19 protein-coding genes and 1 pseudogene are annotated in these 23,150 nt (G+C 43.7%); 12 read left to right on the forward strand and 8 right to left on the reverse strand.

The window, feature by feature from the left end; translation table 11 throughout:
• Nucleotides 1-64 precede the first annotated feature (64 nt).
• Nucleotides 65-2,914: a DNA polymerase I gene (gene polA, locus KSX81_RS11330; RefSeq protein WP_217725599.1), complete on the forward strand. Its 2,850-nt coding sequence runs from the start codon at nucleotides 65-67 to the stop codon at nucleotides 2,912-2,914.
• A 390-nt stretch (nucleotides 2,915-3,304) separates the two neighbouring features.
• A complete protein-coding gene (locus KSX81_RS11335) occupies nucleotides 3,305-3,700 on the forward strand; it encodes a DUF3836 domain-containing protein (RefSeq protein ID WP_004296707.1) in 396 nt (131 codons plus the stop codon).
• 88 nt (nucleotides 3,701-3,788) lie between these two features.
• Here KSX81_RS11335 and KSX81_RS11340 read toward each other — a convergent pair whose 3' ends face one another.
• Both KSX81_RS11340 and KSX81_RS11345 read right to left on the reverse strand, forming a co-directional pair.
• The gene (locus KSX81_RS11340) at nucleotides 3,789-4,568 is read right to left on the reverse strand and encodes a LytR/AlgR family response regulator transcription factor (RefSeq protein ID WP_004324209.1); all 780 of its coding nucleotides are present in this window, start codon (nucleotides 4,566-4,568) and stop codon (nucleotides 3,789-3,791) included.
• Nucleotides 4,565-6,616 (reverse strand): histidine kinase, encoded by a 2,052-nt coding sequence (locus tag KSX81_RS11345; RefSeq protein WP_115484381.1) that lies wholly within the window; start codon nucleotides 6,614-6,616, stop codon nucleotides 4,565-4,567. The genes KSX81_RS11340 and KSX81_RS11345 overlap by 4 nt, the downstream gene beginning before the upstream one ends.
• A 122-nt stretch (nucleotides 6,617-6,738) precedes the next feature.
• Here KSX81_RS11345 and KSX81_RS11350 point away from each other — a divergent pair, with 122 nt between their 5' ends.
• The 10 genes from KSX81_RS11350 (at nucleotide 6,739) to KSX81_RS11395 (ending at nucleotide 17,663) form a co-directional block, all read left to right on the forward strand.
• Nucleotides 6,739-7,644 carry a serine O-acetyltransferase gene (locus KSX81_RS11350; RefSeq protein ID WP_004296704.1) on the forward strand — a complete coding sequence of 302 codons (906 nt, stop codon included), beginning with the start codon at nucleotides 6,739-6,741 and terminating at the stop codon, nucleotides 7,642-7,644.
• Nucleotides 7,645-7,660: 16 nt separating this feature from the next.
• Nucleotides 7,661-9,103 carry a class I SAM-dependent RNA methyltransferase gene (locus KSX81_RS11355; RefSeq protein ID WP_004324207.1) on the forward strand — a complete coding sequence of 481 codons (1,443 nt, stop codon included), beginning with the start codon at nucleotides 7,661-7,663 and terminating at the stop codon, nucleotides 9,101-9,103.
• A gap of 143 nt (nucleotides 9,104-9,246) precedes the next feature.
• On the forward strand, nucleotides 9,247-9,807 hold the full coding sequence (locus KSX81_RS11360) for an ORF6N domain-containing protein (RefSeq protein WP_004296702.1): 561 nt from the start codon (nucleotides 9,247-9,249) through the stop codon (nucleotides 9,805-9,807).
• Nucleotides 9,808-9,821: 14 nt separating this feature from the next.
• Entirely contained in the window at nucleotides 9,822-12,020 is a 2,199-nt protein-coding gene (locus KSX81_RS11365; RefSeq protein ID WP_115484382.1) for a S9 family peptidase, read from the forward strand.
• A 65-nt stretch (nucleotides 12,021-12,085) separates the two neighbouring features.
• Complete coding sequence (purD, locus tag KSX81_RS11370) at nucleotides 12,086-13,360, forward strand: phosphoribosylamine--glycine ligase (RefSeq protein ID WP_004296700.1); 1,275 nt, start codon at nucleotides 12,086-12,088, stop codon at nucleotides 13,358-13,360.
• 235 nt (nucleotides 13,361-13,595) lie between these two features.
• Complete coding sequence (locus tag KSX81_RS11375) at nucleotides 13,596-14,606, forward strand: hypothetical protein (RefSeq protein WP_217725598.1); 1,011 nt, start codon at nucleotides 13,596-13,598, stop codon at nucleotides 14,604-14,606.
• Nucleotides 14,591-15,070, forward strand: a complete 480-nt coding sequence (locus tag KSX81_RS11380) for a YqaA family protein (protein ID WP_004296698.1) — start codon at nucleotides 14,591-14,593, stop codon at nucleotides 15,068-15,070. The genes KSX81_RS11375 and KSX81_RS11380 overlap by 16 nt, the downstream gene beginning before the upstream one ends.
• A gap of 61 nt (nucleotides 15,071-15,131) precedes the next feature.
• Nucleotides 15,132-15,878 (forward strand): tRNA (5-methylaminomethyl-2-thiouridine)(34)-methyltransferase MnmD, encoded by a 747-nt coding sequence (mnmD, locus tag KSX81_RS11385; protein WP_032842846.1) that lies wholly within the window; start codon nucleotides 15,132-15,134, stop codon nucleotides 15,876-15,878.
• A 44-nt stretch (nucleotides 15,879-15,922) separates the two neighbouring features.
• Nucleotides 15,923-16,852, forward strand: coding sequence for a metal ABC transporter solute-binding protein, Zn/Mn family (locus KSX81_RS11390; protein ID WP_004324204.1), 930 nt, complete (start codon nucleotides 15,923-15,925; stop codon nucleotides 16,850-16,852).
• A gap of 37 nt (nucleotides 16,853-16,889) precedes the next feature.
• Nucleotides 16,890-17,663, forward strand: coding sequence for a metal ABC transporter ATP-binding protein (locus KSX81_RS11395; protein WP_004324203.1), 774 nt, complete (start codon nucleotides 16,890-16,892; stop codon nucleotides 17,661-17,663).
• A 73-nt stretch (nucleotides 17,664-17,736) separates the two neighbouring features.
• Here the strand turns inward: KSX81_RS11395 and KSX81_RS11400 are convergent, their stop codons facing one another.
• From KSX81_RS11400 to KSX81_RS11425, 6 genes and pseudogenes are all read right to left on the reverse strand, one after another.
• Nucleotides 17,737-18,375: a nucleotidyl transferase AbiEii/AbiGii toxin family protein gene (locus KSX81_RS11400; RefSeq protein ID WP_004296694.1), complete on the reverse strand. Its 639-nt coding sequence runs from the start codon at nucleotides 18,373-18,375 to the stop codon at nucleotides 17,737-17,739.
• Nucleotides 18,372-18,704, reverse strand: a complete 333-nt coding sequence (locus tag KSX81_RS11405; protein ID WP_004296693.1) for a hypothetical protein — start codon at nucleotides 18,702-18,704, stop codon at nucleotides 18,372-18,374. Before KSX81_RS11405 ends, KSX81_RS11400 begins: the two co-directional genes overlap by 4 nt.
• A 35-nt stretch (nucleotides 18,705-18,739) precedes the next feature.
• Complete coding sequence (locus KSX81_RS11410) at nucleotides 18,740-19,057, reverse strand: helix-turn-helix domain-containing protein (RefSeq protein WP_217725600.1); 318 nt, start codon at nucleotides 19,055-19,057, stop codon at nucleotides 18,740-18,742.
• A 536-nt stretch (nucleotides 19,058-19,593) separates the two neighbouring features.
• Entirely contained in the window at nucleotides 19,594-20,859 is a 1,266-nt protein-coding gene (locus KSX81_RS11415; RefSeq protein WP_217725597.1) for a DUF1735 and LamG domain-containing protein, read from the reverse strand.
• A gap of 125 nt (nucleotides 20,860-20,984) precedes the next feature.
• Nucleotides 20,985-21,283, reverse strand: a pseudogene (locus KSX81_RS11420) (ORF6N domain-containing protein); the annotation flags it as partial.
• Between the two features lie 204 nt (nucleotides 21,284-21,487).
• Nucleotides 21,488-23,128: a BT_3987 domain-containing protein gene (locus KSX81_RS11425; protein WP_052587858.1), complete on the reverse strand. Its 1,641-nt coding sequence runs from the start codon at nucleotides 23,126-23,128 to the stop codon at nucleotides 21,488-21,490.
• Nucleotides 23,129-23,150: the final 22 nt, after the last annotated feature.

The following is a 23,150-nucleotide window of genomic DNA, read 5'->3' on the forward strand; positions in this document are numbered from 1 at the left end:
GTAATAATAAAACGCTTAATACCGTATTTTTTTGTACTTTTACCATGAAAAATTAATTAAATCTATGGATTCAGGTAATAAATTATTTCTTTTAGACGCTTATGCATTGATATATCGGGCGTATTACGCCTTTATTAAGAACCCAAGAATCAATTCCAAAGGATTCAACACTTCAGCCATACTGGGTTTTGTGAACACCCTCGAAGAAGTATTGAAAAAAGAGAATCCCACTCATATAGGAGTAGCCTTCGACCCCGCAGGTCCCACCTTCCGCCACGAGGCTTTTGAACAATATAAAGCACAACGCGAAGAAACTCCGGAAGCAATTCGTCTTTCCGTACCTATTATAAAGGATATCATACGCGCCTACCGCATCCCCATTCTGGAAGTGGCAGGCTACGAAGCCGATGATGTGATAGGTACGCTCGCTACCGAAGCCGGTCGCCAGGGTATCACTACCTATATGATGACTCCCGACAAAGATTACGGGCAGCTGGTAAGTGACAAAGTATTTATGTATCGCCCCAAACACACAGGAGGTTTCGAAGTGATGGGAGTGGAGGAAGTGAAAGCCAAGTTTGACATTCAGTCTCCGACACAGGTGATCGATATGCTCGGACTGATGGGCGACTCTTCAGATAACATTCCCGGATGTCCGGGAGTAGGAGAAAAGACTGCTCAAAAACTGGTCTCCGAATTCGGAAGCATCGAGAACCTATTGGAACATACCGACCAACTGAAAGGAGCATTGAAAACAAAAGTGGAAACCAATCGGGAAATGATTACGTTCTCGAAATTTCTCGCCACCATTAAAATCGATGTCCCTATCCAACTTGAGATGGATGCTCTTGTCCGCGAAGAAGCAGACGAGAATTCACTCCGCAGCATTTTCGAGGAATTGGAATTTAGAACACTCATCGACCGGGTGCTCAAAAAAGATATTTCCGGAAACGGAATAACCTCTGCCACCGGAAGCAAAGTTGCTACTGGAAAAAGTGCCCCCTCTCCTCTTCCACTTTTTCCCGAAGAAGGAGGCGGAATGCAAGGCGATTTATTTGCGAATTTCACGCCCGATGAACCGGGTGAAGCAAAAAAATCGAACCTAGAGACGTTAGAATCGCTCACTTATAGTTATCAACTTATTGATACAGAGGAGAAAAGGCAGGAAATTATTCAAAAGTTACTTACATCGAAAATTCTCTCGTTAGATACGGAAACCACCGGAACCGAACCAATGGATGCCGAATTAGTCGGAATGAGCTTTTCGATTGCAGAGAATGAAGCTTTTTATGTTCCCGTACCATCGGACCAAGACGAAGCGTTAAAAATCGTAAATGAGTTCCGTCCGGTCTTCGAAAATGAGAATTCGTTAAAAGTCGGACAAAATATCAAGTACGACATGATTGTTCTTCAAAATTATGGCGCAACAGTAAAAGGTCCACTTTTCGATACGATGATCGCTCATTATGTTCTTCAACCGGAACTTCGTCATGGCATGGATTATCTTGCGGAAATTTACCTGCACTATCAGACTATCCACATTGACGAACTGATAGATCCCAAAGGAAAGAATCAGAAGAACATGCGCGATCTCGACCCGAAAGATGTATATCTATATGCCTGCGAAGATGCAGACGTAACTCTGAAACTGAAAAATGTATTGGAGAAAGAACTGAAAGAAAATGACGCAGAACGTTTGTTCTATGATATAGAAATGCCGCTAGTTCCCGTATTGGTTAATATAGAACGGAACGGGGTATTGCTGGATACGGAAGCATTGAAGCAGTCGTCCGCCCATTTCACCGCCCAGATGGAGCAAATCGAAAAAGAGATTTACGAATTGGCCGGTGAGACTTTCAATATCGCTTCGCCCAAACAAGTCGGTGAGGTACTGTTTGACAAACTGAAAATCGTAGAGAAGGCAAAAAAGACTAAGACCGGCCAGTACGTCACCTCAGAAGAAGTGCTCGAAAGCCTCCGGCACAAACATCCGGTAGTAGAAAAGATTCTGGAACATCGCGGACTGAAAAAGCTATTGGGCACGTATATCGACGCACTCCCTCAGCTTATCAATCCACGTACAGGAAGGGTGCACACCTCTTTCAACCAGACTGTAACCGCTACGGGACGCCTTAGTTCAAGCAATCCGAACTTACAAAATATCCCTATCCGCGACGAGAATGGAAAAGAAATCCGCAAGGCTTTCATCCCCGATGAAGGCTGCCTCTTCTTCTCTGCCGACTATTCGCAAATTGAATTGCGCATCATGGCACACCTTAGCGAGGATAAGAATATGATTGATGCTTTCCTTAGCAATCACGATATTCATGCGGCCACTGCTGCCAAAGTTTATAAGATCGACCTGAAAGACGTAGGTTCCGACATGCGCCGTAAAGCCAAGACTGCCAATTTCGGTATCATCTATGGCATATCCGTATTTGGTCTTGCCGAACGAATGAATGTAGATCGTAAAGAAGCCAAAGAGTTAATCGACGGTTACTTTGAAACTTATCCGGGAGTGAAAGCATATATGGATAAAAGCATTCAGGTGGCCCAGGAAAAAGGCTATGTGGAAACAATCTTCCATCGGAAGCGCTTCTTACCGGACATCAATTCGCGGAATGCCGTTGTACGCGGATATGCGGAACGAAATGCCATCAACGCCCCTATCCAGGGAAGTGCGGCAGATATTATAAAAGTAGCAATGGCACGTATCTATCAACGGTTCCAGACCGAAGGAATACAAGCCAAAATGATCCTGCAAGTACATGACGAATTAAATTTCAGCGTTCCTGTCAATGAAAAAGAGCGTGTAGAAGAAATCGTCATCGAAGAAATGGAGAAAGCATACCGCATGCACGTCCCCTTGAAAGCAGATTGCGGATGGGGCAAAAACTGGCTTGAGGCACATTAAACCATCAAGTGAATAAAGGCCACCTCAATAAGGAATTGCTATCTTTTAGACACTAATTACACAAGGAGACTCCACCTTATCAGGGACCTCCGCTTACAAAATGGAGGCAAGTCTGGGTAATAACATTATTTAACTCTGTATCCAGAAAGCTAGAAAAAAGATTCCTTTTTCGACGAAGTGATTCATTCTATATCCGGCAGATTGACTGCCGGATATTTTTTTGTCACCAATATTGGCAAAAAGCTAGTTATCACCCACCTCCACTCTTGACATTTTGACAATCTTTTATCTTCTAAAATGCATAAATACCAAATTAATATGTAGATTTGCAGCATAAAACCAATGTATTTGGTAGACAAATGAAAGTATAACCCAAAAACTTAAATAGCCATGAAAGCAAAAGTATCTTTAAAAATGTTCGTTTTATCTGCAGCTCTTCTTGTTGTATCGCTTGCTACTTCTGCACGTAGCTACGATAATCAATTGATTTATAATCCAATCGAAGAGAATGGCATGACAGTGGGACAAACCGTTTACAAAATGGACGGAAATACACTTGCCAACTACATGAAGTACAACTACAAGTACGATGACAACAAACGTATGATTGAAAGCGAGGCCTTGAAATGGAACAATAGCAAAGACGCATGGGAAAAAGACCTACGCATCAATTACACTTATGAAGGCAAGACCGTTACTACGAATTATTATAAATGGAACGCTAAAAAACAAGCCTACGTACTGGTACCCGAAATGACCGTTACGATGGATAATACAAATATGTAACATAAACTCTCTCTCATTCTAATATTCTAACAAAAGGATACGCCGCTTCTGCTGAAGAAGTGGCGTATTTCATAATATGAGGTCTACATTACAAAACAAAGAAACGCTCTTGCAGTTCTTTTAGATAACTTCGGGAAATAATCAAATCGTTCTTATCGTGAAAAGGCGGATAAAGTTGACAGCATTTACCATCAATCATTGCCAGATAATTAACATTTACAATAGCAGATTGGCTAATCTGTACAAAAGCTTGTGAATAACTGATAATATCTTCTGCTTTTGTATTTCGCTTCAAATTCAGACAAGTTTGATTAAACAAGACCACCTGCCATTGACGTTTGTCTTTCAGATATTCAAAAAAGCCGATTTCTTCCAGTCGCAAGAGTTTGAAGCCTGTCACTGTACTAATCATAAACATGCCTTGCTGGGGCATCAATGCACTAATAGAAGAAGCAAAAGAAGGCAAAAGAGGAAGCGAAGTAGAGCTCATAGCCTTCCGGTAACGGTCCATAATTACTTTCAGGTCTTCTGCTTCAAAAGGCTTCAGCAGGAAGTCGAAAGCCGACTCACGCAACGCCTGAAGCAAGTATTTGTCATAAGAGGTGTAAAACACAACCTTCATATCCCACAAAATATCCTCCCTGATTTCACTTAATAGATTGAGTCCCAACGTATCCGGAAGTTCCACATCAAGAAACAATAAGTCCGGATGCAACTCCATAATCATCTTTTTACCTTTTGCACCATTCCCTGCGATTCCTTTTACTTCAAATTCACGATAGGGCTCCAACTCTCGGCGCAAAGCATCAATCGCTGTACGTTCATCGTCAACGATGACTACCTTATACTTTTCTTCTGTCTCCATCATAAATCATAAGAAAAACGAAACGGGATATATACCGACACTTCCGTACCGGTTTGTCCATCGCTTCTGTTGGTTATATTAAAACGTATTTTATCACTCTTGTTCTTTGTATTCAGTAATTGAATGGTCTGATACAACACTTTCAATCCTGTACCAGTACCCCGTGTGGCGGAAACTACCTGCGGGAGATACCCGCGTCCGTTGTCGGTAACCGTTATGCGAATCCCATTTGTTTCACGGGAAACATATACCATTAGCTCCTTTTTTCCGTCCTTTCCCGCCAGTCCATGTTTAATAGCATTCTCCACCGGAATTTGCACAATCATAGATGGAATCATGATGCGGGTTGCATCTAAACCGTCCTCCACCGTGATTGTTGCGACAAAATCTTCTCCGACACGTCCACGTTCCAGTTCGATGTATGTACGGACGAAATCCAGTTCGTCTTGCAAAGATACGCTCAATTTCTCGGTAAGTTCGAGGCTACGACGGAGATATTTCACCAGTTCCATCAGATTATGTTTCACCTCTTCCGAGCCGTTAAACTGATTGATCTCACGTCCCAGTACATTAAAAGTAAAATGAGGAGAAATCCGGCTTCTCAAATTCTCCATGCGGACACGGTTGATTTGCTGGAAGAAACGCTGGCGAAGAAACTCCCTCTTTTTACGCATATACCAGACAACTATCACTACCCCTGCCACAAGCAACACGCAGACAAGTACCCAGATAGATACGCTCAACTTGAGCACTCTCATCTCTGCCGCCTGTCGCTGAATCTTCATTTCCTTACGAAGCACTATCGTATCCTGCCGGTAACGCATATCCAATTCGGCAACACGCATCTGTATCCGTTCGCTCCGGATGGAATCGTCCAGATGGCAATCACGTTTCAGGTATTCATAGGCACGGCGATAATCACCGGTATGCTCAAAATAATGTTGCAGATACTGATTGCGTATAGTCAACATATTGGCGTCAAGATGCCCCACAGGAGCAGTCCGGGCGATCATAGTCTTCGCTTGGGCTATATTACCTTTCTTCAATGCCAGTTCAATCATCTGGGTTTCAATGTAATGAACAGCCGAGTTATGCTGTATATCGGAGAAGAAACGATAACTTTCGTCCAGGCAGATCTGTGCGGAGTCCAGTTTGTCAGTCAGCAAGTACAATTCTCCCAGGTTTACTTTGATAAAGTTCTGTTCAAACACCATCTGCGGATAAGAAGATACGAGTGCATTGGCTCTGCGCATATATTTCAAAGCCTCCTGATAGTTTTTCCGGTAATAATAATGGTTGCCGCGATTGTTGAGATAGGTCCATTGCTCGCTCACGTTCATTTCATCGAAGAACTGCCCGGCCAATTCATAGTAATGATTGGATAAATCGAAATCGCGCAGTTCCATATAAGTCTGCCCCAATCCGTAGTAGACAGGAAATTTCGTGTGCTCGGACAAGTTCAAAGAATCACAGAGAAACAGGGCGCGCCGGTAATACGAAGCAGTGTGCGCCAAGTCACTGCGATGCAGGTAGGCATCAGCTATATTGATACAAATATCCGGAAGCAGGTGTAGTTTTTTTCCTTCCAGGCGATATCCATAGGCTTTCTTATAGTCGATAATTGCAGAATCAGGGCGGTTCAGTTGCATCCATACGTTGCCTTCGATATTATAGACATCGGACAATACATCATTCCATCGTGGAGACTGGAGAGATTCAGAAGATTGGGAAGCATTGCGGGAAAATTCTTTTACCCGGCGGTTGTAATAGAGTATAGAATCAAAATCGGAAGAGACAAAAAATGTTTTCCCGTAAAGGGCGAGCAGACGATAATAAACCAGGGAATCTTGCGTCTGCGTCAGTGCCTCAAGCAGTTGTGAGCGGGAATAATGCACATTGGAAAACAAAGAATCCTGTACACGAACTTCCAGAGAATCAACCAACGCCTGTTCGCATGAAGAGCTATTGCGGTGTCTATCAGCATATCCGCAACTCAACAACATCAACAACCCCAACAGTCCAAATAGTTTCATAGCAGTCTTCTGATTCATCAGTCCCCTTATTCATGTCATGTTTTGAATGTGACAAAAATACATTATTTATCCTGAATCCCAGCGAATTTTATTATTTTTTTAATACCTTTGTGCCCATATAAATATGAGCAACTGACCTAATGAGTCCACTGAACTTCACCCACATTTTGACACAGGCAGTCGATGAGCTATCGGAAAGCGAATCTTATAAAGGACTGTTTCATCAGCACAAAGATGGCGAGCCACTGCCCTCTGCAAAAGTCTTGTATGAAATTATTGAGCTTTCACGCTCCATTCTTTTCCCCGGATATTACGGAAATTCTACTATTAACAGCCGGACTATCAATTATCACATCGGTGTCAACATTGAAAAATTGTTTGATTTACTTTGTGAGCAAATCTTGGCCGGATTATGTTTTAGCACTTCCATAGAGGGGAAATGCAACGTCTGCTCCGACTCCAAACGAGAAGAAGCTGCACGTCTTGCTGCTAAATTCATCAGTAAGTTACCCGCCATGAGGAGGATACTGGCAACGGATGTGGAAGCCGCCTACAACGGTGACCCGGCTGCCGAAAGCTATGGAGAGGTCATATTCTGTTATCCGGCCATTAAAGCGATCAGCAATTACCGTATCGCGCATGAATTGCTGGAACTGGGTGTTCCTCTGATTCCCCGTATCATCACGGAGATGGCGCATAGCGAAACGGGAATTGATATCCATCCGGCCGCAAAGATTGGCACTCACTTCACCATCGACCATGGTACGGGTGTCGTAATCGGCGCCACGAGTATCATCGGAAACAACGTCAAACTATATCAGGGTGTCACGCTGGGAGCCAAGAGTTTCCCGCTGGATGCCGACGGAAAACCTATCAAGGGAATCCCCCGCCATCCGATCCTGGAAGACAATGTAATTGTTTATTCCAACGCCACTATTCTGGGAAGAATCACCATCGGGCGTGATGCAACCGTAGGCGGTAATATCTGGGTAACGGAAAACGTGCCCGCAGGAGCAAGAATCGTACAAACTAAAGCAAAAAAATAAAATCAAAAGAATCTATATGAGCGAACAATTCGAGATGATAGCCAAGACTTTCCAGGGACTGGAAGAGATACTTGCAGAAGAACTGACAGCATTAGGAGCCAACGACATTCAAATAGGACGTCGTATGGTTTCATTTACAGGAGATAAACGTATGATGTACAAGGCTAATTTCTGTCTACGTACCGCCATCCGTATCCTGAAACCCATCAAGAACTTTACGGCCAAAGATGCTGACGAGGTTTACAATCAAATACAGGCTATTCCATGGGAAGAATATCTCGATGTGAACAAGACATTTGCTATCGATGCAGTAGTATTCAGTGAGGAGTTCCGCCATTCGAAATTCGTTTCGTACAAGGTGAAAGATGCGATTGTGGACTACTTCCGCGAGAAAACGGGTAAACGTCCGTCGGTACGCATCAACAACCCGGATGTACTTCTGAACATTCATATTGCACAGACTACCTGTACCTTGTCGTTGGACTCGTCCGGAGAATCACTTCACCGTCGCGGTTATCGCCAGGAAGCGGTAGAAGCTCCGTTGAATGAGGTATTGGCTGCCGGCATGATTTTAATGACCGGATGGCGTGGAGAATGTGATCTGATCGATCCGATGTGTGGTTCGGGTACTATCCCTGTAGAAGCCGCACTGATTGCTAAGAATATCGCTCCGGGAGTATTCCGTAAAGGGTTTGCTTTCGAGAAATGGGTGGATTTCGATGCGGATATGTTTGATGAGATTTACAATGACGACAGTCAGGAGCGTGAGTTTACTCATAAGATTTATGGGTATGACAACAATCCGAAAGCGAATGAGATTGCAACTCACAATATAAAAGCTGCCGGTGTATCGAAAGATATCGTGCTAAAATTGCAACCGTTCCAGCAGTTCGAACAGCCGAAAGAGAAATCAATCATCATCACCAATCCTCCTTATGGGGAACGTATCTCTACGAATGATTTGCTCGGTCTTTACCAGATGATCGGCGAACGTCTGAAACATGCATTTGTAGGAAACGAAGCATGGGTGCTTTCTTATCGGGAAGAGTGTTTCGACCAGATTGGCTTGAAGGCAAGCCAGAAGGTTCCTTTGTTCAATGGACCGTTGGAGTGTGAATTCCGCAAATATGAGATTTTTGACGGAAAATATAAAGAGTTCAAGAGCCAGGAAGAGGGCGAAGAGAAGAAAGAGGGTGAAGGAGAACAAGCTCCAAGATTCAGAGAAAGAAAAGAATTTAAGCCACGCCGCGAAGGTGAGTTCAAGCCGCGTCGGGACGGCGAATCCAGACCTCGCAGAGAGGGAGAATACAAGCCACGCAGAGAAGGTGGCGACTTCAAAGGTGGCGATGAAAGAGATAGAAAACCACGGGGAGAATTCCGCGGAGGAAGAGATTCAAGAGGGCCAAGAGAATTTAGGGGAAACCGGGAGCCGAGGATTCCGAAGAAGGAAGAGGAATAAACGGTTATAATCCCAACAACTTATTCACCCTGTAATTCACTAGTTAATAATTAATTAAAAACTTGAAGTTCCAAATTGGAACTTCAAGTTTACATCATAGTTCTAATGTTCAGTCACAAATTGGAACCTGTCTAAACAAAAAAATGGATGATATAGCTATTATAGAAAACAAAATATACGAAATCAGAGGGCAAAAAGTTATGCTTGACTTTGATTTGGCAGAAATGTATGGAGTTGAAACTAAACGCCTCAAGGAACAAGTACGTCGTAATATTGAACGCTTTCCTGCTGAATTCATGTTCGAGCTAACAAAAGAAGAAGTTGCAATTTCAAGGTCGCAAATTGCGACCTTGAAAACAGGACAAGGATATAACATCAAATATCTTCCGTTTGCATTTACTGAATATGGTATAGTTATGTTATCCAGCGTCCTCAAGTCCAAGACCGCTGTGGAAGTAAATATCAATATTATCCGTGCTTTTGTACGTATGCGCCAATATCTTCTATCCAATATACCTAAAAAGGAGTTGGAAGAATTAAAACAACGCATCGAATATCTCGAAGAAGATATTACTTCTGATAGGGAAAGTTACGAAAAACAATTTGACGACCTATTTAATGCCTTTGCTAAAATAAGTGCAATTATCCAATCAAGACAGACTCCTTTGGACAGAGTAAAAATAGAAGGATTTAAAAACAAATAATAAAGAAAAGAGCAATGAGTAAAATTGGAAAAAGAGCCATTCTGTTATTGTTGGCACTACCAATCGGATTCAATGTTATGGCACAAGAAACCAAAAAACCGACGCTGGAAGAACTGATTCCGGGCGGCGAGAGTTACCGCTATGCAGAAAACCTGTACGGGCTGCAATGGTGGGGCGACGAATGTATCAAGCCAGGAGTAGATACCCTTTATTCAATTCAACCCAAAACCGGGAAAGAAACAATGGTTATCACTCGCGAGCAAATCAACAAAGTGCTTGAAGAAAACAAGGCAGGAAAATTATCACACCTGTATTCCGTCCGTTTTCCATGGACAGACAAGGCACAAATGCTATTCACGATAGCAGGAAAGTTCATTGTATATGATTTCAAGAACAATCAGGTTATCAGCACTTTCAAACCAAAGGACGGGGCAAATAATGAAGACTATTGCGCAGCCAGTGGAAATGTGGCTTACACGATAGATAACAATCTATATGTGAATGAGAAAGCAGTAACCAATGAACCCGAAGGCATCGTTTGTGGACAAACAGTGCACCGCAATGAATTCGGTATCAACAAAGGAACTTTCTGGAGTCCGAAAGGCAACCTGCTCGCTTTCTACCGTATGGATGAAAGCATGGTGACACAATACCCGCTTGTAGACATCACTGCACGTGTAGGCGAAGTGAACAACGTACGCTATCCGATGGCAGGAATGACGAGCCATCAGGTAAAAGTAGGCATTTACAACCCTGCTACCGGTAAAAGCATTTATCTGAATGCAGGCGATCCGACAGACCGTTATTTCACTAACATCAGCTGGGCACCGGATGAAAAGAGCCTCTACCTGATCGAAGTAAACCGCGACCAGAATCATGCCAAACTCTGCCAGTACAACGCAGAGACAGGAGAACCCATGGGAGTTCTCTATGAAGAAATGCACCCTAAATACGTTGAACCGCAAAACCCCATCGTATTTTTGCCGTGGGACCCTACCAAGTTCATCTATCAAAGTCAGCGTGACGGCTACAATCACCTTTATCTCTTTGAGACAAATGCAGCAAACATGAAAGGTGAAACCTATAATAGTGCCAACGGCGGTAGTTATTTCCAGGCCGGTAAAGTAAAACAGCTAACCAAAGGCAACTGGCTGGTCAGCGAAATCCTGGGATTCAACACAAAGCGTAAAGAGGTCATCTTCACTGCCGTAGAAGGCTTGAGAAGCGGCCATTTTGCAGTAAACGTAAGTAATGGAAAGATAAGCCAGCCGTTCGAGAACTGCAAGGAAAGCGAACATAGCGGAACACTTAGCGCCTCTGGTACATACCTTATCGACCGTTATTCCACCAAAGACCAACCCCGCGTCATCAACCTGGTAGACACCAAAAACTTCAAAGAAACAGCCAACTTGCTGACAGCCGAAAATCCTTACGACGGATACCAGATGCCAAGCATCGAAACCGGAACAATCAAAGCGGCAGACGGCACTACCGACCTGCATTACCGCCTGATGAAGCCGACAAACTTCGATCCGGCTAAGAAATATCCCGTAATCGTATATGTCTACGGAGGCCCTCACGCACAATGCGTCACCGGAGGATGGCAGAACGGCGCACGCGGATGGGACACATACATGGCAAGCAAAGGCTATATCATGTTCACCATCGACAATCGCGGTAGCAGCAACCGCGGACTAACATTTGAAAATGCCACCTTCCGCCATCTCGGTATCGAAGAAGGCAAAGATCAGGTGAAAGGCGTTGAATTCCTGAAATCCCTCCCCTACGTAGACAGCGAGCGCATCGGCGTACACGGATGGAGTTTTGGAGGTCACATGACTACCGCCCTGATGCTCCGTTACCCGGAGATATTCAAAGTAGGCGTTGCCGGAGGTCCGGTAATCGACTGGGGGTATTATGAAGTGATGTACGGCGAACGCTATATGGATACACCGAAAAGCAATCCGGAAGGCTACAAAGAATGTAACCTGAAGAATCTTGCCGGTCAACTGGAAGGTCACCTGTTGATTATTCACGACGATCATGACGATACCTGCGTGCCACAGCACACCCTGTCGTTTATGAAAGCCTGTGTAGATGCCCGCACTTATCCCGACCTGTTTATCTACCCGTGCCACAAGCACAACGTAGCAGGCCGCGACCGTGTACATCTGCACGAGAAAATCACCCGGTACTTTGAGCAGAACTTATAAAACCTGTGAAGTCCACCGCATCTATACGAATCATATATAACAGTATAACTTATAATAGCACAAAGATGAAGATATTATTACTTGGCTCGGGCGGCCGCGAACATGCACTGGCATGGAAAATTGCCCAAAGTCCGAAAGTTGAAAAACTGTACATTGCTCCGGGAAATGCCGGAACAACTGCCGTAGGCGAGAATGTCAACATCAAAGCAACCGATTTTGAAGCCATCAGCGCTTTCGCTCTGAAAGAGAACATTCAAATGGTAGTAGTAGGCCCCGAAGATCCGTTGGTAGAAGGAATTTACGACTACTTCCAGAACCGTCCGGAGCTAAAGCATATTGCCGTTATCGGTCCTTCGGCTCAAGGAGCAGAACTGGAAGGAAGCAAGGAGTTTGCCAAAGGCTTCATGATGCGCCACAACATCCCGACAGCCCGCTACAAAAGCATCACTTCCGCAAACCTCGAAGAAGGTCTCGCTTTCCTCGAAACGCTGGAAGCTCCATACGTATTGAAGGCTGATGGTCTTTGTGCCGGAAAAGGAGTACTTATCCTCCCTACACTGGACGAAGCTAAAGTAGAACTGAAAGAAATGCTGGGTGGCATGTTCGGCTCTGCATCGGCAACCGTTGTAATCGAAGAGTTCCTAAGCGGTATCGAGTGCTCTGTATTCGTACTGACAGACGGAGAACACTATAAAGTCCTCCCCGTAGCCAAAGACTACAAACGCATCGGTGAAGGCGATAAAGGACTAAATACAGGCGGTATGGGTAGCGTAACCCCCGTTCCGTTTGCCGATGAAGTATTTATGGAGAAAGTACGCACACGCATCATCGAACCGACCATCAACGGCCTGAAAGAAGAAAACATCACTTACAAAGGCTTCATCTTCCTCGGTCTTATCAAGGTGAAAGGTGAACCGATGGTGATCGAATACAACGTCCGCATGGGCGACCCGGAAACAGAAAGCGTGATGCTCCGTATCCAGAGCGACTTCGTAGAACTGCTTGAAGGTACTGCCGCAGGCAACCTGAACGAAAAAACACTGGTGATGGACCCACGTTCAGCCGGCTGTGTCATCCTTGTCAGCGGCGGTTATCCCGAAGCCTACGAAAAAGGATTCCCTATCAGCGGACTGGAACAGGCTGCCGCTACCGACAGCATCATTTTCCATGCCGGAACAGCCATGAAAGACGGACAAGTAGTGACGAACGGAGGACGTGTGATTGCCGTTTGCTCTTACGGTGCAACGAAAGAAGAGGCACTGGCACAGAGCTACAAAGTGGCAGACATGATCGACTTCGACAAGAAGTATTTCCGCCGCGATATCGGATTCGATTTGTAATTCAAGTTTCGCACGCAAGTAGCCCTATTCCGCATAGCGTTGAACACCATGACTTGTCAAGCATTAATAGTTGAGTTATCAAGTATTAATAGTTTAGACGACAATTGTTAATACTTGAGGAATCAGGTATTAACAGCTGACAGGATGGTTGTTAACATCAAGCATGCAGGATATTAATATCCGGAATATCAACCGAATGTACCTATAGTATCAAGAGATAACAAGTAATAAACTCATGAGAAATAAAAGACTACAAAGTCAAGTGACGGCAGGACGGTGGACCCTGCCTGCCGTTATCTTTATCTGCGCCCTGTGCTGGGTGTTGACTTACTTTTTATTTCCCGGTTCCATAGCCTCAACCGTACTCGAAGGCAGCCCTTCTGCCTGGCAACCCGCCCGCGATTTTCTGCTTCCGGGGTGGGCAGACCGGATTGTCAGCTTCCTGATTTATGCAACCATCGGTTACTTTCTGATAGAGCTGAACAATCAGTTCAGCATTATCCGTATGAGGGCTTCCATGCAGACGGCTATCTATTTCCTGCTGGTCACCGTCTGCCCGAAAATGCATTACCTATATACAGGAGATATTGTTGCCCTGGGCTTTCTCATTTCCATTTATTTTCTGTTTAAAAGCTATCAGCAAACTCAAGCTGCGGGTTATTTATTCTACTCCTTCTTCTTTATCGGAGCGGGAAGTATTCTGTTCCCACAGTTCACCATCCTCTCAGTGCTTTGGTTGCTCGAAGCCTACCGTTTCCAGTCGCTCACTCCGCGTAGTTTCTGCGGTGCGCTGCTCGGATGGATGCTGCCATACTGGATGCTGTTCGGACACGCCTTCTTCTACAACGAGATGGAGTTGTTCTATCGCCCTTTCAATCAGCTACTAACTATCGGGGAATTCTTCAACCTGCAAATCCTCCAGCCTTGGGAACTGGCAATACTCGGCTATCTGTTGGTGATGTTCATCGTCAGTACCGTCCATTGCATCGCCGCCGGATTTGAGGATAAGATACGCACACGCGCCTATCTCCAATTCCTGATAGACCTGACGATTTTCCTGTTCCTGCTGATTGCCCTGCAACCGATATATTGCAGTGCCCTATTGCCTTTGCTTATCATAAGCAACAGCATCCTGATCGGACATTTCTTTGTACTGACCAATAGTAAAAGTTCGAATGTGTTTTTCATCATTTCATTGGTCGGTCTCATCCTCTTATTCGCTTTTAATATATGGACGCTTTTATAGATTCAACGATACAACTCCTCATAGAATGGGGACTCCCGGGATTATTCATCTCGGCTTTACTGGCTGGGAGCATCGTGCCTTTCAGTTCCGAACTGGTACTGGTGGCACTGGTGAAACTCGGTCTGCCCCCGATAGCCTGTCTGATCTCCGCCACTCTGGGCAACACAGTAGGCGGAATGACTTGCTACTACATGGGGCGTTTGGGCAAAATCAGTTGGATCGAGAAATATTTCAAGGTAAAGAAAGAGAAAGTAGACAAAATGGTGAAATTCCTGCAAGGAAAAGGAGCATTGATGGCCTTCTTCACCTTTCTTCCCGCTATTGGGGAAGTGATAGCCATTGCACTGGGATTTATGCGAAGCAACACATGGCTCACCATAGTTTCCATGTTTGTCGGCAAACTGATACGTTATATTCTTCTCCTGTATGCACTCGAAAGTGCCTGGGACGCTATAGCAGGGTAAGGATTTTAAATATCAGGTAAAAAGTATTAGACGTTAGACAGTAAGCATTAGAGATTGTATGATGGAAAGGATTATTGAGAAAACCGACGACGGGAGCGCTACCCTGTTTGTTCCGGAATTGAATGAACATTATCATTCAACGAAAGGGGCACGCACGGAGTCTCAACATATTTTCATCGATATGGGACTTAAAGCCTCTTCCGCCACTACTCCGCGTATTCTTGAGATCGGCTTCGGGACAGGGCTAAACGCCTGGCTCACCCTTGAAGAAGCAGAAAGAAGCAGACGGAATATACTCTATACAGGATTGGAACTCTATCCACTGGAATGGCAGACGATAGAGCAATTAGGATATATCTCCAATGATGAGCAATTAACGACGACCGCCCGGCAGCAACCGGCTATCGAATTGTTTAAGCAACTTCATACATCACCTTGGGAGAAAGACGTGCAACTCACTCCACACTTCACCCTACGGAAAGTAGAGACAGACGTAAACAAATGGGTTGAGAACAGAGAACGAACAATGAGCAATATCAATGATAGCGTAACCAACGCCGAATCACCTGCCCTGAATCTTTCATTTAACCTCATTTACTTCGATGCCTTTGCACCGGAAAAGCAACCGGAAATGTGGTCGCAAGAACTATTCAACCGCCTCTACGTTTTATTAGATAGAGACGGCATCCTGACCACTTACTGCGCCAAAGGTGTCGTCCGCCGGATGTTACAGACAGCCGGATTCACAGTAGAACGCCTGCCCGGACCTCCGGGTGGTAAACGGGAAATATTACGGGCCCGAAAATAAGAATAGAAACAAGATAAGAAAGAAACCCCGAAATAGAAGAAGTCATGAAAAAACAACTAAAAGATATGAGAACCCTTTTCCTCCTTAGTGCCTGCCTCCTAATGGCAGCCTGCACAGGACGCTCTTCCCAAGCAAGCAACGATGACGAAGCAAAACCGGTGATTACCGTCACCCTGGAACCGCAACGTTATTTCACGGAAGCTATTGCCGGAGATAAATTTAAAGTAGTCAGCATGGTCCCAAAAGGTTCCAGCCCGGAAACCTATGATCCTGTCCCCCAACAACTTGTGTCTCTGGGAGACAGCAAAGCCTATTTCCGCATCGGATACATCGGCTTCGAACAGACCTGGATGGATCGTTTGATGAACAATACCCCCCATATCCAAGTGTTCGACACCTCCAAAGGAATCGACCTCATACTCAACAATGATGACCACGACCATGCCCACGGACATAACAGTAACGACGGGCATATCCACGCCGTAGAGCCGCACGTATGGAATTCTACCGGTAATGCTTTAATCATTGCAGGAAACACCTACAAAGCCCTTAGCCAACTGGATAAGGCAAATGAGGTATACTATAGAAACCGCTACGATTCGCTCTGCCAGCGTATCCAGCACACCGACAGCCTGATTCGCCGTCAACTCTCCGCTCCCGAAGCAGCCAAAGCCTTCATGATTTATCATCCGGCTCTCTCCTACTTCGCCCGCGACTACGGATTGCATCAGATTTCCATCGAAGAAGGGGGCAAAGAACCTTCTCCCGCCCATCTGAAAGCCTTGATAGACCTGTGTCAGGCAGAAGATGTACGTGTAATCTTTGTTCAACCGGAATTTGACAAACGCAATGCGGAAACCATCGCGCAGCAAACCGGAACGAAAGTGATCCCTATCAATCCGCTAAGTTACGACTGGGAAGAAGAAATGCTGAATGTAGCCAAAGCCCTCGCGCCACAGGCTGCAACAAAATAAACGTATAAAGAAAGAACCCATCAAGCCATTTCCAACGATGAAACCAATAATCGAAATAAAGAATCTTTCCGCCGGATATGACGGTCGCACTGTTCTCCACGATGTTAATCTAAGCATCTACGAACGGGATTTTCTAGGTATTATAGGTCCGAACGGAGGCGGCAAAACGACGCTTATAAAGTGCATCCTCGGTCTGTTGAAGCCAACCGGAGGGGAAATTATATTCCATACTCCTGAAAAAGCATCTACTAAAACCACTTCTACTTTCCTGGGTTATCTGCCTCAATACAACAGTATAGACCGGAAGTTCCCTATTTCCGTGGAAGAAGTGATCCTATCCGGATTAAGCATACAAAAATCGCTCACTTCACGATTTACCCCCGAACAGAAAGAGAAAGGTAAACAGATTATTTCCCGCATGGGGCTTGAAGGATTCGAACACCGTTCTATCGGGCAATTAAGCGGCGGGCAGCTGCAACGTGCCCTGTTGGGACGTGCCATCATCTCCGACCCTGCGGTATTGATTCTCGATGAACCCAGCACGTATATCGACAAGCGTTTCGAAGCACGCCTTTATGAGTTATTGGCTGAAATCAATAAAGAATGTGCCATTATCCTTGTCAGTCACGACATCGGCACTGTATTGCAACAGGTAAAATCTATCGCTTGCGTCAACGAAACGCTGGATTACCATCCGGATACAGGCGTTACTACCGAATGGCTGGAAAGGAACTTCAACTGCCCTATCGAGCTATTGGGACACGGTACATTGCCTCACCGGGTTTTAGGAGAGCATCATCACCATCATTAAAGATATCTGCAAAAGACGACCTACATGAATCTATTTGTGCAAAAAAGTTCATTGGTAGATTCGTGCAAACAAATTAGAGCAAACAATTCTTTATATAGCCCTCTATTTCTTGTGCAGTCACATCATAAACAGGTTCAAGCTGCTCAAAATGGGAATCCCTCGTAAAGCGGTTGCTATTAGTAAGCATTGCCAAAAGGTTCTTAGACTTCAGCCTGTGTCCGGAATAGCTTAAAGCCAAAGATATTAAATCATTGACAGGCACACCGGATTTTAAAATGGAGTAAATATCGTAGTAATCACGAAAGTTGCTTCTACGCAACAACACTTCCATCTTCATTGCTCCGATAGATTTCACATCAGCCAGTTTCAGATTATTCAGGTAGCTTACCGGCTCACTTACCGGAGAATATTTAGGGCAAGCATAAAACGAAAATTTCACTCCTGACACAAGATATTCCACATGATCTATATCCAGAATATCTTTATGCTGAATCTCTCCAATCGTAGCTAGTTCTTTCTCTATCTGATACCAAGCTACCTCCATCTTCTCTATCTTGGAAGTGCGCCACTTCATAAAATCCAAATCCTCACTCTGACGAGTTCCGATTTGTAAAGACAAGGCAGTTCCACCGACCAGAAGATAAGGTTTTATGCAATCCAATTGGGAAACCGCTTCAAAAATCTGCAGTGTGTGTGGAGCTAATCCTTTCATAGAAGTATTTTGTTTAAGCGACGAGTAGCCATAGATTTTATATAAGCGTCCGGTTTCTTTGCTTTAAAATAGTACCATGCAAAAAAACGGTTCAACGTATAGAGATATTCCTCTTGTGGAATGAGATAATCCAGCCATACCTGCTTGATTTTCTTGAAAGGATAAACCAAAAAAAGCTGATTAATTTCCTCTAAATCAAGATGCAACAACGTTTTTTCAATCAGCATATCATCCGGAATATCTTTGATTGAATCTTCATTGTACGACCAGAAGCAATGTTCCTGCTTCAATTTCGACAATAGTTCCTGCTTTATAACATCAACAGACATAGGTTACTGTTTATTAGGTAAGACAAAAATAGTATTTACCAAAGAGCCACTTTGCCCAAAGAAGCAAGTTCCAAGCTTGCCGTTTTCACGCCCATTGCCTTGAATGCTCTTACAATAGTAGAAAAGGATATACTTTTCCCACTTTCTATTTTCGAGATTTGTGCCCTTTTAACCCCCATAAGCTCACCTAATTGTTCTTGGGTAAGATTCTTGGCCTCTCTCGCCCGTTTAATAGCCTCACCTATAAGAAAGTTATTAATATCAGTCTCATATTTTTCGCGTGCTGGAGTACCTTTTGTACCTATCACTCTATCCAGCATTTCTTCATGAGTATAAAGTTTCATTTCCTCCATATATTTTACATTAAACCTTGCTTTCTCTTCCATGACTTTGTGTTTACATAGCAAAGATACAAAAAACGTTCCTATTTTGGAAACAAGAACCCATGTATTTTAGTTCATTCCCTATCTAATACCAAGCAATCTCTAACTTCAGCTGATGTCTCAAGTGTTAAACCTAACGGCCAAGCTATTAATAGCAAACTTCCACTGCCTTAATAGCAAACTTCCGCTTCTCCAATAGCAAAGTTATGCTTGACTAAGGATAATCTATAAACGCAAGTTACGTTTATAAAATTGCAAGCTTTGTTTTTATAATTGCAAGTTGCGTTTATAAAAACAAAACTTGCAATTATAGTTTATGACTAATGAAAAGGAAGTTTGCTATTAAGGCAAAAGAAGTTCACTAACAGGATAAAGGAAGTTTATCTCTAATACATCAGGGCTTATTTATTAAGGCCCGAAAAGAAATGCCCCGTCAAGTCATAGAAATGCAATTCACATTTCTGCTTGACGGGGCATTTTATCATTTTATTCTCTATATTCCAAAACTATTCTTTGTTCTTCTGCGTCACCTCAATGCCTTGCGGCCATACAGCAGGCGATATATGTACATGAGCATCATTTCCATGTCCGGTGTAATCCTCGGCAATGTCGCCATGCCCTTCGTTAAACTTCCAGTAAGCACAAAGTCCGGTAGTAGCAGGATCTACGTTATACATATTATCGAAAATCTCCTGCTGGGTTCGCATCACGTTCCAAACACGTACTTCACAGATTTCACCATCAAGTTGGCGGGAGAAATCGGTAGGTTCGCCATAGGAATGGCCGATTTTGAACATGAAATCCTTACCACGGTTCTGCATACCCAGATTAATAGGTTCTCCTTTACCATAATCCTCAATACGGCTCTGTTCACGACCGTCTACGTAGATAACCGCCACTTTCTTTTCTGTATCAAACGTCACCGCTACATGATACCATTCGCCTTCTTGCAAAAGCTTGCTGTTATCAGCGTTCGGAAATTTAATCTCATTGCACGAGAATTGCAACTGTTGCGCCGGAAAACCTGCATCACCCAAGCGGAACAGGCAATATTGCTCGATACCCATAATCGTAGATATTTCTCTTGCAGTTACACCATTCTTAAAGTTATTCACACGTATAATAGCCTCGTAGGTAAGCTGCTTCATGTTGTTTACCACATCAGCCGTGGAACTTCCTTTATCAAAGCCCGGCACTTCAAAGAAATTATTTTTCAAACTGACAGCCGTAGTGATGGCACTGGAACGACGTACCACATAACAAATAGTCTTTGAACCGCCTAGTGTACCCATACCACCCGACACCTGGTCGATAGTGATGGGGAGCAAATAGCCTGCATCAATTTCAAGGTCAGTAAGACCGGAGAAGTCGATAGTGACAGGTTTGGAGCTGACTTCACCTTGCGGGATAACAGTCTGACCTGCCGACAGTTTGTAATGCTTGGCATCAAGCATGGTATAGTTAGCACCAAGGCGGGCGTTATAAGTATTCACCAGCGAGGCGTCTACTTTAATACCGACATTGATATCCTCGCCTGCAGGACGTGCCAACAAAGCGGAAATTTCCTTTTGTCCCGTCTCTATGGTACGGTTAAAAGTAAAGTTGGACACGTCCTTTAGCTTGGCTGCATCCAAATAGACGACATTATCGAAAGGGGAGGCATTGCTATAGTCTTTATTATCACAGCCGGTGGCACATAACAACAGGGCCGTAGTTATGATAGCCGGTGAAATGATAGTAAGCATACCTCGAAGTATTTTTTTTGTTTTCATACCAGTTCGTATATTAAGTTTAATCAAAAACATAAATCACTTATGTGCCCTATTTATATAGCCGTCCGAACACAAAAAAGACGGCAAATTTACATATCGAAATTACCGTCTGACACACCATTAAAGCTTTTACTATACAATACACTGCTAAGCATGGCTACACCCAACTCTGTGAATACATACGGATTACGTCTTACTCCATTTTTATAGCATTGGAGGTCACAAATTGTGACCTCCAATCTTGGATTTCTTCACTCGAAATCTGAAACATAACGTCAGAAGGAAAACGTTCTATATTTCGTTTGACAGCCTGATTAAGCACTTTTGTCTGAACTCCATACATCTCTGCCAAATCACGGTCAAGCATCACCTTCTGACCTCTAAACTCATATATTCTATTTTGAATTATCTGCAATTGATCCATCTTGTATGTCTGTTATAAATAGCCTCGAACTATTCATATTATATATCGGGGTCAAAAGTAATCAATAAGTTTAGATTGCGGTTACATTTTTACGAAAAGAATCCACTGCAAATGACAACTATCAACGGTAATTTCAATATGTCAAAGAACGAATTTTTCCTTTATCTATGGAAAAGTATTTATTGATAATATTCAAAGGAAGATTTACCAGTCTTTTCTATATGGATTCTTATCAGGACCAAGCTTTAATTGATAGTCCAGAAAATTTGCCCCATAAAGAGCATCTCCCCATAGAAGCTCATTATTTACAAAATCCCAGCTATCACCCTCATCCATAAATGACTGAAAACTATACTCAGCCAACATAACCTTAACAGCTTGTTCATAGCCCCCATATTCAGTACCGATAAGGTCACCTCCATAAACAATGATGTTGCTCTTTTTATATCCTGCAGCCTTCCATTTTGCTATATTCTCTGCAGCAAGCGGTCTTATAGTGGGATTATTGTCAGAATAACAAGGTATATTTACACTTCCATAACAAGCAGGATCCAGTCCGGCAATAGGTTTACGCGAATATTTGCTATAAACTTGGGTACCCTCCGGATTAGGGGTAATGGCTTCTACCACTTCTGTTGGCGAAAAGTAACCATGCCATGCATAATCAAGATATCTACCAGCTTCGATTCCCCCACATTTGTTTACATCGTAGAAATATTCCGTAGCCTCTCCTTTATCAACCAACGTTAACAACTTGTCCGGTAAAGCCTCGCGAAGAGCTTTTATCAGTTTGGGGTATGAAGTAGTATTCATTGCAGGCATCCCTGCCTTACCATATTTACTATCATCATCCCATAAATTTACGCCGTCCAAATAGTAACGTTCTATTATACTTTTCACTTGATAGACAAAATCTGCTATCTGCACATCATTCATATTACAGAAGCCGACACCTTTACCACCATTCTCAATACAAATACAAACTTTGCTGCCAATTTCCTGAAGGTGCCGAATGTATTTATCTCTATGCTCCAATACGTAAGACAGGTCATTTCCTGGCGCAAGCAAAGCACGCTGGCTAACAGCATCGTAACCTATCGTTGCTCTTTTCAGATTTACTATATGGCCCAAGCGACTATAGGGAGGAAAAGGGGGTACTCCCTCATCTCTAATTGCCAATACGCCAGCTATTAAAGGACTATACGTTTCTGTATTCACATAAAACACTGTAGTTACACCAGACATTAGTGGCGGGATTTCTTGTGTTTGCCCCTCTCCATCAGGCTCACACATAGTAGTCCTCTCCCTGAAATTCACTCTGTAATAAATTACTTGTTTATTCCCTTGTGCATCTACTCCTACAGGATTTTGTGTCAAAGCAATCGCTAACAAATAAAGTGTTTCAGGCTTCAATCCATCAGGAGAAAGAGTTATGCTGATAGTTCCGGATTCTTTCTTTCCAGCAGCCACAGTAAGCGAACCGCCATTTCCCAAAGTTACGTTAGCAACAGGAAATTCCTTCATATCAGTTTCGTTATCACTGTTATATTGAGCCACAAGCTCCGGAGACGGAATGGCTTTTACCGTAACAGCCGTTATAGCAGGCTTTGTCAGTGCATAACATATCTCTTCGGTTACAGCTCCATCACCTTCGTACATACTGACAGTAATCTTATTAGAAAAAGTTTTTCCACTGCATAACTGCCCTCCGACGCTATTCATCGGCGTTTCGTCCGGCAACTGCCCGGCAGGCATGGAAATATCATCTTCAGTACACCCCGTCGTTGCTACCATCAGCAGTGACAGCATCAGAAAGACGAAGTATTTAAATGGGTTATTTTTCATATCATTATAGTGTTTTACAGGT

The sequence above is a fragment of the Bacteroides sp. MSK.18.37 genome (assembly GCF_019129155.2).
GTDB classification, from domain to species: Bacteria; Bacteroidota; Bacteroidia; order Bacteroidales; family Bacteroidaceae; genus Bacteroides; species Bacteroides ovatus.